This window comes from Streptomyces sp. Q2 (assembly GCF_056820935.1).
In genome coordinates this window covers 18,098-32,331 of record NZ_JBXEJE010000073.1, presented here as the reverse complement: position 1 = coordinate 32,331, position 14,234 = coordinate 18,098, and the positions used below count along the sequence as shown (strand labels likewise).

15 protein-coding genes are annotated in these 14,234 nt (G+C 69.3%); 7 read left to right on the top strand and 8 right to left on the bottom strand.

Features of this window, described 5'->3' with window-relative positions; genetic code table 11:
• The first annotated feature begins 114 nt into the window (after positions 1 to 114).
• From ACWBNA_RS45410 to ACWBNA_RS45400, 3 genes are all read left to right on the top strand, one after another.
• Complete coding sequence (locus ACWBNA_RS45410; RefSeq protein ID WP_482710467.1) at positions 115 to 414, top strand: GmrSD restriction endonuclease domain-containing protein; 300 nt, start codon at positions 115 to 117, stop codon at positions 412 to 414.
• Between the two features lie 385 nt (positions 415 to 799).
• Positions 800 to 1,009 (top strand): DUF6207 family protein, encoded by a 210-nt coding sequence (locus tag ACWBNA_RS45405; protein WP_482710464.1) that lies wholly within the window; start codon positions 800 to 802, stop codon positions 1,007 to 1,009.
• A gap of 563 nt (positions 1,010 to 1,572) precedes the next feature.
• Positions 1,573 to 3,042 carry an SAVED domain-containing protein gene (locus tag ACWBNA_RS45400; protein ID WP_482710463.1) on the top strand — a complete coding sequence of 490 codons (1,470 nt, stop codon included), beginning with the start codon at positions 1,573 to 1,575 and terminating at the stop codon, positions 3,040 to 3,042.
• A 15-nt stretch (positions 3,043 to 3,057) separates the two neighbouring features.
• On the opposite strand, the gene ACWBNA_RS45395 is transcribed toward ACWBNA_RS45400, so the two are convergent.
• Both ACWBNA_RS45395 and ACWBNA_RS45390 read right to left on the bottom strand, forming a co-directional pair.
• On the bottom strand, positions 3,058 to 3,201 hold the full coding sequence (locus tag ACWBNA_RS45395) for a hypothetical protein (RefSeq protein WP_482710462.1): 144 nt from the start codon (positions 3,199 to 3,201) through the stop codon (positions 3,058 to 3,060).
• Positions 3,202 to 3,258: 57 nt separating this feature from the next.
• Positions 3,259 to 4,191, bottom strand: a complete 933-nt coding sequence (locus ACWBNA_RS45390) for a hypothetical protein (protein WP_482710461.1) — start codon at positions 4,189 to 4,191, stop codon at positions 3,259 to 3,261.
• Positions 4,192 to 4,598: 407 nt separating this feature from the next.
• Between ACWBNA_RS45390 and ACWBNA_RS45385 the strand changes: the two genes are divergently transcribed.
• The 4 genes from ACWBNA_RS45385 to ACWBNA_RS45370 are packed head-to-tail and all read left to right on the top strand — an operon-like array spanning position 4,599 to position 7,904.
• Positions 4,599 to 5,576 carry an SMODS domain-containing nucleotidyltransferase gene (locus ACWBNA_RS45385; RefSeq protein WP_482710460.1) on the top strand — a complete coding sequence of 326 codons (978 nt, stop codon included), beginning with the start codon at positions 4,599 to 4,601 and terminating at the stop codon, positions 5,574 to 5,576.
• On the top strand, positions 5,573 to 6,157 hold the full coding sequence (locus tag ACWBNA_RS45380; protein WP_482710459.1) for a ubiquitin-conjugating enzyme family protein: 585 nt from the start codon (positions 5,573 to 5,575) through the stop codon (positions 6,155 to 6,157). The genes ACWBNA_RS45385 and ACWBNA_RS45380 overlap by 4 nt, the downstream gene beginning before the upstream one ends.
• Complete coding sequence (locus ACWBNA_RS45375; RefSeq protein WP_482710458.1) at positions 6,151 to 7,431, top strand: HesA/MoeB/ThiF family protein; 1,281 nt, start codon at positions 6,151 to 6,153, stop codon at positions 7,429 to 7,431. Before ACWBNA_RS45380 ends, ACWBNA_RS45375 begins: the two co-directional genes overlap by 7 nt.
• Complete coding sequence (locus tag ACWBNA_RS45370) at positions 7,428 to 7,904, top strand: Mov34/MPN/PAD-1 family protein (protein ID WP_482710457.1); 477 nt, start codon at positions 7,428 to 7,430, stop codon at positions 7,902 to 7,904. Before ACWBNA_RS45375 ends, ACWBNA_RS45370 begins: the two co-directional genes overlap by 4 nt.
• Before the next feature lie 210 nt (positions 7,905 to 8,114).
• On the opposite strand, the gene ACWBNA_RS45365 is transcribed toward ACWBNA_RS45370, so the two are convergent.
• The 6 genes from ACWBNA_RS45365 to ACWBNA_RS45340 all read right to left on the bottom strand — a co-directional run bounded on the left by ACWBNA_RS45365 (position 8,115) and on the right by ACWBNA_RS45340 (position 14,210).
• The gene (locus ACWBNA_RS45365; protein WP_482710456.1) at positions 8,115 to 8,327 is read right to left on the bottom strand and encodes a hypothetical protein; all 213 of its coding nucleotides are present in this window, start codon (positions 8,325 to 8,327) and stop codon (positions 8,115 to 8,117) included.
• An 82-nt stretch (positions 8,328 to 8,409) separates the two neighbouring features.
• Positions 8,410 to 8,736, bottom strand: a complete 327-nt coding sequence (locus tag ACWBNA_RS45360; protein ID WP_482710455.1) for a hypothetical protein — start codon at positions 8,734 to 8,736, stop codon at positions 8,410 to 8,412.
• Between the two features lie 121 nt (positions 8,737 to 8,857).
• Positions 8,858 to 9,928: an ATP/GTP-binding protein gene (locus ACWBNA_RS45355; protein WP_482710454.1), complete on the bottom strand. Its 1,071-nt coding sequence runs from the start codon at positions 9,926 to 9,928 to the stop codon at positions 8,858 to 8,860.
• Positions 9,928 to 12,300, bottom strand: a complete 2,373-nt coding sequence (locus ACWBNA_RS45350) for a transposase (RefSeq protein ID WP_482710453.1) — start codon at positions 12,298 to 12,300, stop codon at positions 9,928 to 9,930. Before ACWBNA_RS45350 ends, ACWBNA_RS45355 begins: the two co-directional genes overlap by 1 nt.
• Positions 12,297 to 12,992 carry a hypothetical protein gene (locus ACWBNA_RS45345; protein ID WP_482710452.1) on the bottom strand — a complete coding sequence of 232 codons (696 nt, stop codon included), beginning with the start codon at positions 12,990 to 12,992 and terminating at the stop codon, positions 12,297 to 12,299. The genes ACWBNA_RS45350 and ACWBNA_RS45345 overlap by 4 nt, the downstream gene beginning before the upstream one ends.
• A gap of 225 nt (positions 12,993 to 13,217) precedes the next feature.
• Complete coding sequence (locus ACWBNA_RS45340; RefSeq protein ID WP_482710451.1) at positions 13,218 to 14,210, bottom strand: TniQ family protein; 993 nt, start codon at positions 14,208 to 14,210, stop codon at positions 13,218 to 13,220.
• Positions 14,211 to 14,234 lie beyond the last annotated feature (24 nt).

The window sequence follows — 14,234 nt, the reverse complement described above, 5'->3', positions numbered from 1 at the left end:
GGTTCACTTCATGTGCGTCCACACCCCCAACATGCCCCCAAACAGCACCGCGGGACAGACGTAACGGAGTCCTACTAGTACCTCGACAGCGCGCGCCAGCTCGACGTCGACCACCTGGTCCCGCTCGCCGAAGCGTGGGACAGCGGGGCGTCCACGTGGACGGCGAAGGAACGCGAAGCCTACGCCAACGACCTCGACGACCCCCGCGCGCTGATCGCGGTGTCCGCCGCCTCCAATCGCTCCAAGGCCGACCAGGACCCCAGTACCTGGATGCCGCCCTCGGCCGGCTATGCCTGTCAGTACGCCACCGACTGGGTGGCTGACAAGAGCCGCTACCGGCTGGCCGTCGACCCGCCGAGAGCACCGCGCTCACCGAAACGCTGCGCCGCTGTCCAGATGAGCCGGTCACGGTGACGCTCGCCCGCTAGCCGCCGCGACGCGGGCGCGGGAACCGGGCAGCAGAAAGGCCCCGGCTGGACGGGGGAGGCCAGCCGGGGCCGTGGGTGGTGGCGAGCGGAGGGCGGTCGCCTCTCGGCGGATGGCTCCATGGGGCTTCAGCCGGACGATCGTCCCCATGGGCTGTAGGTGAGGCCCGGGGACACTGTCCCCTCGGCAGCCACTGTAGACAAGAACAGCGAACTGCCCTTGCCTGTTCCCCCGTTGATGCCGTCCGGGCATGTGAACTGCAGCACGGCATAGGGGACCTGACGCAGGATCGGAGCCGGGGCAGCCGCTACTCGGTCGGGTGAGGCTGACGCATCAGCGCAACCCTGCCCGCCGCCAGGACGTAGTGCTGTACATGAACCAGATCAACGAAGTGCATGTGCAAGAGCCCGGGTTGGTGGTCGTCGACGTCGCGGCCGCCGACGCTGCGACCGCGCTCGCCCTCCAGGATGCTCTCGCCGCACAGTGGGCGACGGCGACCGCAGACCGTGTCACGCGCGATCCCGGCCAGCCCGGTGTACGGCTGCGCTGCTACGTGGACCTGCGCCAGCCGCTCGGTTCCTAGGCGGATCAGCGACGCGGATCCCTCTGCGGCGTCCGTGCTGTCCGTCGGTGCGGCAGCTGCGTCCGGGCTGTCACGACCAGTGGTGGATGAGACTCACGTCGGTCATTTGAGGGCCTCTGACCTGCGGCACCTCCAGTAGCGCCGGACGACTCACTGGTGCGTGTGACCTGCTGCTTCTAGGAATGGGAGCTCTCTGAACTGGTACACCGCACCTTGCCCCGGACACACATCAAGTGCTCTCGGACGCGGTAGGCAGCAGCGGCTGGGGGGTAGGAGGCCCAGTGCCGCGCCGGTGGGTGGGCGCGAACACTGTGCCCCTTCACGCTTCACATCCGGCGGGCGGATCCGGCTGCGAACCTGCGTTGCGAGGCGGTGTGAAACGCTCCGCGTGCACGCAGCAGTCGGCAAGAAGGCAAGCAGCGGCCGTGGTGCGCTCAAGAGCTGCGGGCATGCCCGGCGACCGGTAGGTGTGAGGCTTTCGGCTCGGCCCCGCTTGCGGCGATGATCTGCTGAGCATGCCGATGGCCGCGCGTGTGACGCCCCGACGCTGGGAGATTGTTTCAGTGCCTGACCTACCCGCCCCGAGCTCGACGGGCGTCCGTATTGCAGGGGACCGCTACCAGTGGCTGGTCGCCTGGCAGGGGTGTGTCGCCGCAGTACGCGATGCGGCTCTGCGCGCGCCCAACCCGGTGGTGGCGGTCGGCGTCGAGGCCGACGACGCGGGCAACTTGGACGACGTCGTCCTCTACCGGCAGGCACCACCGCACACCTACACGCAGGTCAAGTACGCGGCGGACAGCTCCACCCCGGTCAACGAGGACTACCTGCTCAAGCCCAGCGATCGCGGCGGCCCGTCGATCCTGCAGAAGATGGCGCAGGCCTGGCAGCAGCTCACCAAGGACGGTGCACCGGTCGATCTTGCGTTGCTGAGCAACCGGTCCCCGGACGCGGAGGATCCGCTGGTCTCGCTGCGGGACTCCCGAACCCAGCTGCTGGTGCCCAAGGCGGCCCAGCAGGGCCCGAAGTCGAAGAAGGGGCAGGCACGGACGCGGTGGGCCGACGGCGCCGGGCTGAGCGAGGAGATGCTGCTGGACCTGCTTCGGGTGCTGCGCTTCGATCTGGCGCGGGACGTGATGCATCTTCATGAGCACCTGCAGATGCTGATGTTCGCAGCCGGCCTGCGGTTCGACGAGGAGGCCATGCATGCCGGCGCGGACTGGGTCGCCCGCCAAGTCGCCGACGGACAGCGCCGGTTGTCTCTGGCGGACATCCGGGAGGCGATCCAGACTCTGCGGCTTGCGGCGGGTTCGTCACGCGCGGTGGTGTCCATCGCCACCCTGAAGCCGGACCCGATGGCCGAGGACGCCGACTACGCGGTGGACTGGACGGAGCGCTTCGAAGGCGCCTCGGCCTATCTGAAGAGGCGCCCGCTGGCCCCGGCAACCTGGGCTCAGCTGCAGGAGGACATCGAAGCCGCACCGTATCGGATGCCGCCCGGCACCACCGCGGTTGCCGTCACCGGCAGCCTGCGTCTGGCACCCGCGTTCGTGGTCGGTGCGGCCTTCCGCATGGTGACCGGCGCCGACCTGGCCGTGGTCCAGCGCGGCCAGCTGTGGTCATCGGCCGAGCCCTACGAGGCCCCGCTGCCGCCAGCCGTCGACGAGTACGCCCTTGATCTCGGGCCTGACCTCGCTGTCGCCATCGCGGTCGCCACCGACCCGGCGCAGGATGTGCTGGATTTCCTGACGGAGCAGCAGATCCCTGTCTCCCGGCTGCTGGTGCTGCGCCCGCCCGGTGGGGCCAAGGACAATTCCATTCCGGATGCCGCAACGGCCAACGCCCTCGCCGTCGGCATCCGGGAACACCTCCGCCGTGCCTGCCGCCCTCACCCCGGAATCCACCTCTTCCAGGCCGGCCCCATGGGCCTGTCCCTGCTGCTGGGCAACCGGTGGAACCGGCTGCGCCCGACCACCGTGTACGAGGACGTCAACGCGCACCAGGTGTACGAGAAGGCGTTCGTCATCGACGCATGACGGCCCGGCAGACCGCTACGATCCCGCTGCCGAAGGCGGGGCCGTGTCCTGTGCCAGCCGCAGGTCGTGGTGGACCAGAGATATCCGGTCACGGGCCGTCAGCCAGCCCAGCGCGACAGCGATCGGCAGCGGGCCGTGGAAGAACAGCAGCCCCTCCACCGCGGTGGCGCCGCCGAGCCGCTGCGCCCACTCCTGCCGCGCAGCCTGCCAGCACTCCTAGACGTACGTGGTCACCACGGCGTAGACACCGGGGTCGTCGGGCAGGTACGCGTTGCCGGTGTCGATGACGAGATAGGCGCCGCACGGGCCGTCCGTGCTGCCCGGGGGCGGGAGGCGGTAGCCGGTGTGGTGCCCCGGCCCGTAGGAATCCTGCCCGGTCACCGCCACATGGCGTGCGTCATCAACCATGGATCCGGCCGACGCCAGACGCACGATCAGCGCGATCCGGTGACGCTGCTGTCCGGCTGCTGCGGGGATCTCCACCAGCTGCGGACGGCCGCGTGTGGGGGCCGCCAGAAGTCCGGTCACCTGCGCCCGCTGCTGGTCAGTGAGTGCAGTACGCAGCGAGCTGCCGAGGCCGACTCCCGGGACCACGGAGCGCCCGGCCTGCTGCGACAGATGCATCACCGCCAGCGACAGCTGCGCATCGTCGGCCAGGCGCCGGCCAAGAAGGAAGCCGTCCTGCAGATGAGCGAGCACGTACAGCGCGACCTCGGGCTCCGCTCTGCCGCCCGCTCGCAGCTCCTCAATCTGTGCATCGATGAGCCTGGCCACGAAGTCGGCCACCTCCGAACGGTCCTGCGCAGAGCGCTCGCCGGGCCACAGGACCGCGCGATCGATGACCAGCGTCGTGCTGTGCGCGGTGCGGGAAGCGTTCTTGAGCGCCACCACCCGCGAGGCCTGGGTGCGGTCCGCCGGGTACAGGCTGACCACCACGCCGAGACCACGGGGGCGCTGTAGCACCCATCCCGCCAGAACCAGGACGAGGGCGGCGGCGAAGACCGCGACAAACACCCACTGCCGCTTGGTCCACTGCTCCAGGATGCTCGGTACGACACCGAGCGCGACGGCCGTGGAGGCCGCCATCAGCACCGTGCCACCGCCTTCCCGGGAGAGCAGCAGCCGCCTCAGCTGCCCATACCACCTCACAGTGCCTCCACCCTCCGGTCGAAGTCTCCTCGCAGTGTCCCGCTGCGCGCCCGCAGACGCCGAGGATGCCAAAGCGATCTTTCCTCTGGCCGTCCACCACATCCTTCCGCCGTCGGCCGCGGCCGGCCTCGAGCCCTGTGGACACTGGCCCGGACCTGGTGGCTCCTCAGCGTGAGGCAGCAGCCCCCGAAGGGGCCTCCCCCCTGCACAAGGCGCGCGGATCCGATGGGCGGGGTACGTCGCGGCAAATGATCATCTAGTCCTGGTGCAGGCGGGTTTGTCAGTGGTGGGTCTTACTGTGGTGAACAAGCAGCCATAGATGCCTGCTTGTGGCCGCCGCGCCCCCCGGGAGCCGGCGGCCGCGGCGTGCACCCGGGCTGAACGACGCGCCCGAGGAGGTACACCGCATGGGGATCGACGAGGCATTCGACGCCTTCCAGAAGTCCGTCAACGAAGACATCGACAAGACCAGACTGGCCCGCGAGCGCCGGGACCTGTTCAAGACCGCCCTGCGAGGCGAGCCGGACGTCCTGGAGACGTTCGGCTCCGGCTCGCTCAGCCGCAGCACGCAGCTCAAGCCCATCCACGACGTGGACATCATCGCCGTGTACGACCCCGAGGAGCATCCCGAGTGGGGGAGCGACGGGCCGAGCGCGGAAGAGACCCTCGAGCACATCCGCGGCCAGGTTAACCGGCTGCTGAGCCAGAGCAGCGGTACCCACGACAACGTGGTGAGGCACACCCTGCTGCGCAACCACGCGGTCAAGTGCTTCCTCGACGACCCGGACGACCCCGACGCCTTCACCGTGGACGTCATGGCCGCGCTGCGACAGGAGGACGGCTCGCTACTCATCCCCGAGAAGCTCAACACCCGGTGGGTGCCCGCCGACCCGGAGTACCTCATCGATCAGGTGGCCGATCATCAGAGTGTCTGGCCCCACTTCCGGCCGCTGGTGAGGGTGCTCAAGCAGTGGCGGCACACCGTGCCGGTCGAAGGGCGCATCAAGTCCCTCGTCATGGAAGTCCTCGCTCTGAGCTGCATGCCCAGGTCCGGCAACCGGTCCGAGGGGCTGAAGACGTTCTTCACCGCAGCCGCGGTCCAGGTCAACGAAGGCGTGTGGGACCCGGCCGATCTGTGCGGGGAGATCCAGCCGGACCTGGACCGTACGGGCCTGTCCGAGGCGCTCGCCGAAGCCCGGGACATCGCCGAGCGGGCCTGCGCGGCCGCGACCGAGGGCGACACCGACGACGCGCTGCGACTGTGGCAGGAGATCTTCGGAGACGACTTCCCGGCCCCCGTCGCACCGGCCAAGCCCGCCTCGCTGATCACCGGGACCCCCGCGCTTATCACCCCGCGGCCCATCAAGGACGCACCCCAGGGATGACCACCGCACACACGCCCAATGACCGCACGCTCATCACCTGGTGGGCGTGCGAAGCACGCCGGCTTCGCCGCGACCACGACGAGATCACCGCTCAGTTCCCCGACCTCGTCTGGAACGACGCCGGAGCAGGAACCTGGGAAGGCAGGCTGCCCCGCTGGCCTTTCGACCGGCCCGAGCCCGAGCACCTCACCACCTGGATCGGCGACGAAGGACTCCTTCTGCGCCTGGAGTACAGCCAGGCGTACCCCATGGTGGCGCCCCGCCTCGTCCCCCTCGACCCGCTGCCCGAACCGTTTGAATGGACCCAGCATCGCTGGCACGTCAACGGCGACGCCAGCCTGTGCCTCCTGCGCGACGACGTATGGACGGGCCGCGAGTCCGTTGTCGATCTGCTGCTGAAGGCCGCCGGCTGGCGGGTCGAGTACGCGCTGATGAAACACCAGACGATCGAGCAGATGACCGGCAGCGGCATCGTCACCGACCATAGCCTCGACCACTTCCTGGCCCAGCCCCTGCCCCCCGAGGACACCACTGGCCACCCTGAACGGGACACCGGCGGGCAGGACGGTCTTGCGTGCTGATCCTCATCCCACGGGACGCCGCGACCACACTCCGCGCCTCGGGCGCGTGGGGCCGACTGTCGTTGCGTATCAGCCACCCGGACGACCTAGCTGTGGTGGGCGGCATCTCCGAGGGCGGCGGCTCCATCATTTCTGTCGACCAGCCGCCGCCCGCCCCCCGCCTGCTCGCCAGTTGCGACTCCCGTCCTACCGGCTACTGGTACCAGGCTAAGAGTGAACTCCACGCGCTCTGGTACCTCCTGCGGGTGCGGCGTGGCACGTCCATGAAGTTGGACGTGTTCAAGGACGCCGTGCCCAGCGGTTTCAAGACGCCGGGCGACGGCGGCTACGTGGCCATCACCCACGCCCCCGGAGTGAAGGACGCCTTTCCCGAAAGCGGTCTGCCCGACCTCGTCGCCTGGCACGTCACCCGTGAAGGCGCCCAGCCGATCTCCGTGTCGGTCGAGCCCGACGTCCTAGGGATCCGCCAGCTCGAGGACCACTGGCCCGTACAAGAGCTGCAGAACACGCGGATCATGCTGATCGGAGCGGGGAGCATCGGCTCGGCCACCGCGCACGCACTCGCCGGCTACGGCGTCGGCCATCTCACCCTCATCGACCCAGACCGGCTCGACTGGCACAACCTCGTCCGGCACACCAGCGCCCGCAAACACATCGGCCGACACAAAGTCACCGCCCTCGCCGAGGAACTTGCCTCTCTGCGCCCCGACACGGCGGTCATCCCTCTGCCCCTGGACGTCATCGAACACGCCGACCACGTCCGAGCCCTCCTCGCGGACACCCACCTCGTCGTGTGCACGGCAGACGGGGTGGCCCCGCGCCGTGTCACCGGACACCTGGCCCGCCGCGCAGGCCTCACCGCGGTCCTCGCGTGCGTTCTGCAGGACGGTGCCCTCGGCGAGATCCTGCGACTGCGCCCCTGGCCCCGGCACGGCTGCCTCACGTGCCGGCGCCAGAGCCTCGCCGAGGCAGGCGGCCTCGATCCCGAGCCCGCCCTGGACGCCGGGTACGGCACTGGCACCCGTCACCGGCCGATGACCGCCGTCGGCTCCGACCTTCACCTGGTCGCCCAGCTCGCGGCCAAAACCGCCATCGCCACCGTCCTCGAACGCACCGGGCACCCCGACCAGCGACTGCCGGGAGAGCACGCCCTGCTCGGCCTGCGCCGACAGCCCGACTGGGCCCCGCCCTTCAACCTCGGCCACAGCGCCGAACTGCGCTGGCTTCCCGCCACACCACCGAGATCCGGCTGCCCCACCTGCGAAGCACCATGACCCAGCAGCCCGTCACCACCGTGCACCTCACCGCCCCGGCCGCCCAGGTCATCACCACCGAACTGGGCACGGCTGACCACACCACAGAGACCGGAGGCATCCTGCTGGGACACCACACTCACGACACCGTCACTGTCCACCACGCCGGAACCCCCGGCCCCGCCGCCGTACGTACCCCCACCTACTTCCTCCGCGACCTGGCACACGCCCAGGCACTGGCCGACGAGGCGTTCGCGAGCGACGGCAGCATCTGGGTCGGTGAGTGGCACACCCACCCCACCAGCCGCCCCGTCCCCAGCGCTCGCGACGCCGCCACCTACAGGCAGCTTCTCGGCGACCCGGAACTGGGCTTCCACAGCGTCATCGCCGTGATCCTGGCTCTCTGCGAACACCACTGGGTCGGCGCGGCCTGGGCAGCCCGGCACGGTCGGATCACACCGGTGGAGTTGCGGTTGGACGAACCCGTCGGATGACGCCATGGGGGCCACGCAGTCAAACCGGGCGGCGCAGTACGCCACCCCGCACGATCAGGATTTTGTGGGCGGACCAGTCGGCGTGGCAGGTGTCGCAGACCGTTTTGATCCATCCTCCGGGGGCGTCGTTGCGTGAACGTGGTCGGCCGACTGCCCCACAGAATTCGCACGTAGCAGCCGCCTCCGCGACAGATGCCGCCACCAGCGCCCTCACCTTCTCGGGCACAGCCTGCTCGTCGGTGGCGACATGGATGCCAAGCCGCCGAGCTTCTCCGTCACGTCGGTGACCCGGTAACCGGGCACGTCCACGGTGAGCTGCGCGTGCAGGCGTTCCAAAAGGGGATGCCAGCCCGGTCCGACGGCACGCAGCCGTGCGGGGATCTGAGCTCCGGCCGCAGCGGACCGGTTCCCATCGTTGTCCATGCGGGCATCGTCCCTCACACCGCCTGCCCTTTGACGGACCGTGACCTCCAAGGGAGCGGTACGGCAGGCCGACTCGGCAGAGTCAGCCCGCACCGGACCGCTGGCGTCCGGCGAGGTCCCTGTTCACGGTGGCGACGAGATCTGCCAGGTACTGCTCGGCATCCTGGCGGGTTCGCGGGGCGAGGTCGGCCAGCCCGCTGCGCAGCAGGCTCCCGACCCGCTCCACAAGCGGCTTGTCCTGCGGCTGTGCGCACCAGACCGTGGACTGTCGCCGCGGCACGTCAGCGTGGGCGACAAGACGTGCCGCGGAGATGCGCAACGGATCGCTGTCCACGCTGAACAGCAGCGCCAGTTGGGGGCCGTCGCCGGCCGGTACGGTGATGACGTCCGATTCCTGCAGGATGATCACCTCTCTGTGTCAGGGTCGGCCCCTCCCGAGGGCGGCTTGTGCCTGCAGCCCTCTGCGGAGTGAAGAGCCGGTCGGCGGCTTCCCGCCGTGCTGCGGTGGTCGCTTCCGGCGCCGGGATTCCCTAATCCCAGTCGTTGTCGGGGTCGTTGCGGCCGACGATCATGTTGTCGAGGGCTTCTTGGGTGATGGCTTCTGTTCCGTCTTCGATGGCTTGCTGGGCGGTCTGGCAGATGAGCTGGTCGAGGGTGTCCATGTAGCCGCCGGTGCGTGCGTGGAGCTCCTCCTCGAGGTCCAGCAGCGCGCCGGGCTTGTGGTTGTAGAGCCGGAGGTTGCGGTCGTAGCGTTGCACCACGCCCCGCCATCCCCCTTCCTGCCCCGCGTGCAGGGGGATAGGGCTGATCCACATGACGGGCAGACTGCTGCGGAAGTGCTCGGAGGTGCGGGAGCGTTCGCTGCGGCGGCGGTTGTGCAGGCCTTCGTTGACGATGTCGGTGGCGCCGCGACCGCTGTAGATGACGGAGACGCGCAGGCGGGCCTGGAGACAGTCGAAGTAGTCGAAGGCGGCGGCCAGGTCGCTGTCGTGGATGCGGTCGACGCCGTCGATGAGGATCAGGGAGGTACGGCTTTCCCGCATGGCGTGGACGACCGGTTCGGTCATGTCGGTGCTGCGGTAGGTCCGCTTGTCGATGTTGATGGTGTGGTCCATGCCGAAGAAGTCCGCAAAGGGCAGGGACCAGTCCATGTTGCTCTCGTGGCGCGGCGGGACGTTGATGTAGACCACGGGGGTCCACTCATCGTCCGGCCGACGTTCTGTCTCCAGCACTCCCTGGTAGGCGCGACCGATCTGGAGCAGCAGCGTGGTCTTGCCGGCACACCCGTCGACGATCATGCTCATGCGTTTGCCGGTGGGGCGGAACCGGTTGGTGCGCAGAGTGCGCCGCGCGTCCTTCAGCCCCTGGGTCACGTCGGGAGTGCTGACGGGGATCATCTCCCCGTGATAGATCATCCGCGGGTCGGTGTCGGCGACCTCCGTGCCCTTGGGGGCGCAGTCCTGCAGATCCGGAGGCTCGAGTTTGCGGTGCACGAAGTCCATGAACCCCTGCCGCACCGTGAGCAGTTCGGGATCCAGCGGCGCCCACCGCGCGAGAGCTGCGGGGGCGGCTGATTTCGGGGCGGTGCGCGCAGCGTCCATCACGTCTCCTGCGGGTCTTGGCTGGGCGGTGGCGAGTCCTGGTCGGGCCACGGCGGCTTCTCGGGCGGATCCGATGCCAGCTCCCGGAAAATGTCGCTGGCTGATCCGCCCAGGCTCTGTCCTCCCGCAGAGGCGGGACGGCGCCGCGGCGGCCGCGCCTGGATCGGCGACGCAGGCGGGGCGGCACGTTCGGGCGCAGTGGGCGCCAGCGCGGCACGGCGGCCGGGAAAGAGGTCCTTGGCATCGACATTGAGGGACGGCGCGGGCGTCACGCTGCCGGGTTCGGCCCGGGTGATCCCCGTATACGGGTTGACCGGTGTTTCGTCGATCTCCAGGGGCTGCGGAACGAACGCGGCCACCGGCTTGGCAGAAGTGGAGGGGCCGCGCCGTGCGCGGGCCAGGAGATCGTCCACGGCCCGGGCGATTTCTTCCTCGCTGCCTTCCCGGCCGACGAGAGAGGCGACGAGGTCGGCGGCCTTTTCCCACAGATACTGGGTCCAGGCATCGTGGATCAGGTGCTGGTACTTGAAGTCGAAGGCCACCCACGGGCTGCGGGCGGGGTCGTTCTCGACCGTGTGGTCGTACAGCCACACCCTGCTGGGCTCGTAGGGGTTGTAGTAGACCGGCCAGCGCCGGCCCTGTCCCTTGATGCCGGTGTGGCGGTTCTTGAACTCCCGGATGCGGTGGCTGACATACGTACGGTTGCCGATCTTGATGCCGTCGCGGGTGACGGTCCGCTTCGCTTGGAGGAGCAGCTTGCGGCTCTCATCCGGTGTGACGGGCCGCGGTACGGCGCCTTCCATGGCCACCGCCGCCGCATACATCTGGTTCGGGGTGAGGATCAGAGAAGGCAGGAAGGGGGAGCGCAGTCCTTCGTGTTGCCGCTGCTGCCACTCGGTGACCACCCACTCGTGCCACATGTCCTGCAGCTTGTTCAGCGGCCAGAGCCGTTCCTTTTCGACGTCCTTGCCGCGCGTGGCCAGCTTGTTGCCGGTGTAGCCGGCGACGAACTGGGAGAACATGCTCTTGACCGAGGCGTTGGTGCGTTCGATGACCGCCTTGTCGGTGGGGGTGCGCTCGCGGGCGGACTCCACCTCGATGCCCAGCATGCTGCACACGTCCCTGAAGTGCCGGGACTTGAAGATCTTGGCGTTGTCGACGACCACCGTCTTCGGGCGGATGACCGGCCGGGCCGCGGCGCCGGCCATCCGCGGATCGCCGGCCAGCATGTGTGCGTAGGGCAGGTCCGAGTGGGCGGCCAGCGTCTGTGGCGACCAGCCGGGGCGCGCCGCGAGCGGCGCCATCGCCTGGCCCAGCAGCAGTGCGGCATCCAGCGACTTGGTGCTGCGGCCGCCGCGGCGCCGACTGCCCGGCCCTTTCTTCCGGCCCGAAGACTTGGGAACGATCATTCCGGCGATGAAGCTGCGGCTCAGGATGTCGAGGGCGTAGGTCAGCTCAGCTGCCACGGGACGCCCGTCGTCGCCGAGCGCCAGGACGTCCAGCCCGGTGCCGTCGATCTCCACGCGTTCGCCCAGCAACGACACCGGCGCCGGATGGTAGGGAGGCTCGGGCGGGGCGGTGGCGTCACTGCCCTGCCCGGGCGCGGCCTCCAGCGACTCCTTCGAGATCCCCAGCCGCTTAAGCAGGTCGTAGAAGGTGGTGCGGGCCGGCATCAGGGCGCGGTACTCGTCCGGGTGCGCGCGGCGCAGCGCCGCGCGCACCCGTTTGTACAGCCGGGAGAAGGTGCCCGCCGACGCGCCCCGCTGGGCTTTGTCCTCCTGGCGGATCAGCGCCACCACCCGCTCGTCGACGTTCCCGTAGACGGTGGCCGTGCGCAGCCACCGCTTGTCGACCAGGCCGAGCAGCCCGTGTGCTTCGTAGGCCAGGCATTTGCGCTGCACGGTGGCGACCGACCCGGTCAGACCGGCCGCCTTCAGCTCGGTTGCTTTGAGGGCGTAGCGGGCGGTGCGGGTGGTGGTCGCGGGATCGTAGCCGTGCCGCGGAGTGAAGGCGCCGTTGCGGGCGCCGACAGGGCGGCCGCTCAGCACCTCCCGGACATGCTTCTCCCAGCAGCGCACGTGCTCCAGCTGTTCTTTGTCCAGCCGGTCCAGCACGGACAGGTCCGGCACCGCTTCCGGCTCCTGCGGCGTCCCGTCGGCCTTCAGCACGGCGAAGTCCGGGGCGGATACCAGGATGTAGACCAGCACCAGCGCGTCCTGGCCGCCGTCATCCATCGCCGCCAGGTGCACGTTGGCACCCTGCAAGGCGCCCACCAGATAGCGGCCGCTCTTCCACCGGACCATCATCCCCGGCCGGAGCGCCCCGGCCGGCTCGTCCGGGGCATCGACCGGCAGGGAGAGGAAGGCGCTCATACTGCTGCTCCGGCCGCCCACACCGTGCTGTCGGGGGTCAGCGGCTCATCCCAGTGCGTCGTTAGCTCCTGCGTCCACAGCAAGTTCCAGCTGCTGGCACGGCCCTGCCCGGGGGGAAGATCCACAGCATCGGCGCCCCTGCTCAGCGGCAGAGGCCGGGCGAAAGCCTCCAGCAAGACGGCCCTGGCGCTCTCGTCGGCGAACTCGTCGTGACGGAACTGCGAGACGATGTACACATTGCGGCGCAGCTGGCCGCCCGGGGCGCGGGCGACATTCACCTGCCATCCCGCCTGCGCGGCGGCGGCCTGGGCCACCGACCATTCCTGATCGTCCGGCTTCCTCCCGGCGGGGGAGTGCAGATAGAGGATCTGCTGCCCCTCGACGGTGCGTGCCATGAACGCAGGGTTCACCACCCCCGCACGCTCACCCTCACGCCATTCGACCTGCAGCGACGGCGCAGCCAGGTAGCCGATGCGCGGATCGCGGTCGAGGAACATGGCCGCGTACGCGTGCTCCCGGGACCGGCAGCTGACGTCCTTCTTGGTGGTCGACGACCACCACTGGCGCACCTTCGACTTCCGCCCCCGGTAGGCACGCTGCTCGTGCAGCACCGGCCATTCCTCCACCGAAAGTCCGCGCAACGCCCGTGGAGTGCTGAGGCGCTCGCGGCCCATGTCGTCGCGGTAGCGCACCTGTAAGTCCACGAGCTGCTGCTCCCCTCATGCCGCGCCGTGCCGTGCTGCGCGGCAGATGTCCCCCAGGCTCCGGGCCTCTTGCGGCCTCGTGGAACACAGCCGCAGGAGTTCACTCGAAAGGATGCAGATGCCCTTGTTTTCCTTGACGGCGTTTGCCTGCTGCCGGAGATTCACCGGGCGTTGATCAGCCAATGCCACAGAAGGCGTACGCGGCGCGGACGACTACAGGAACAGCCGGTCCATCGAGTTGGGCATGCGCACCCACGGCAGGCATGTCAGCTTCTCCACCGGCGCCAAAGGGGAGGGCACGGCATGACCTGTCGCCCTTCGTACGTCGACGCTTGCGGGCACTTCCCCACTGAAAAGCTGCGGAATGCCCTCCTGCAGGGGCAGGTGCTGACGGTGCCAGACGGTCAGTGGCTCGATGAACCGGTAGCCGTGCCGACTCGTTGTCCGCGGCAGCCAGTCCTGGTACTCGGTGCTGCCCAGTACGCCGTTCAGGCGGCGCACCTCAAGCCAGGCCAGGTCCCGGGTCAGCAGGGAAAGCCGGCTGAACTGCGCCAGCGGCCGCACCCGCTGCTCGCCCAGCTCCGCCGCGAGGACACCCCACTGCTTTGTTTGTGCCGGGTCCTCGAGATACCCAGAGCGCACGAGGATGGAACAGGCGTCCGCGAACACCCACCGTCCGGCAGGGCCCAGGCGTTTGCGGATCCGGGTCAGGCGCTGCTGCGCGCGCACCACTACCGCGAGCTCGCGGAGATCGATGTACGGGTGCTTGGTGCTGCGGGAGTTGTCCGTCCAGCGCTGGTGGCGCAGGCACACCTGCCAGGGGTCTGCAAGGATCAGCCAGGCGTGCGAGCGGGTGCCGCGGCGCGCCGCACACAGGGAGCAGGCCTGCACGATGTAGCCGGCCCGCGCGTCCCAGGGCCATTCCCAGTCGTCCTTGGCATTCTTGGCGTTCTTGGGCATGAGGAATTCGTCGCGCAGCCCGATCAGACGCTCCTGCATCTCGGCGACGGTGTGACCGGCCAGGGTGGCCAGCCGCTCGCGCGCGTAGCGGCTGACATACATCTCGGTGTACTGGGGATCGATCGGCACGGGGCCGGTGCCCATGCTCCGCAGTACCTCTTCCACGGGGCGGTTGTTGCGGGCAGCCAGCCGCGTCACGTACGAGCCGGTGGACTCGCCCTGCAGAAACCGCAGCCGCAGGTGCATCCGGCGCCGCCCGAGCCATGGGTC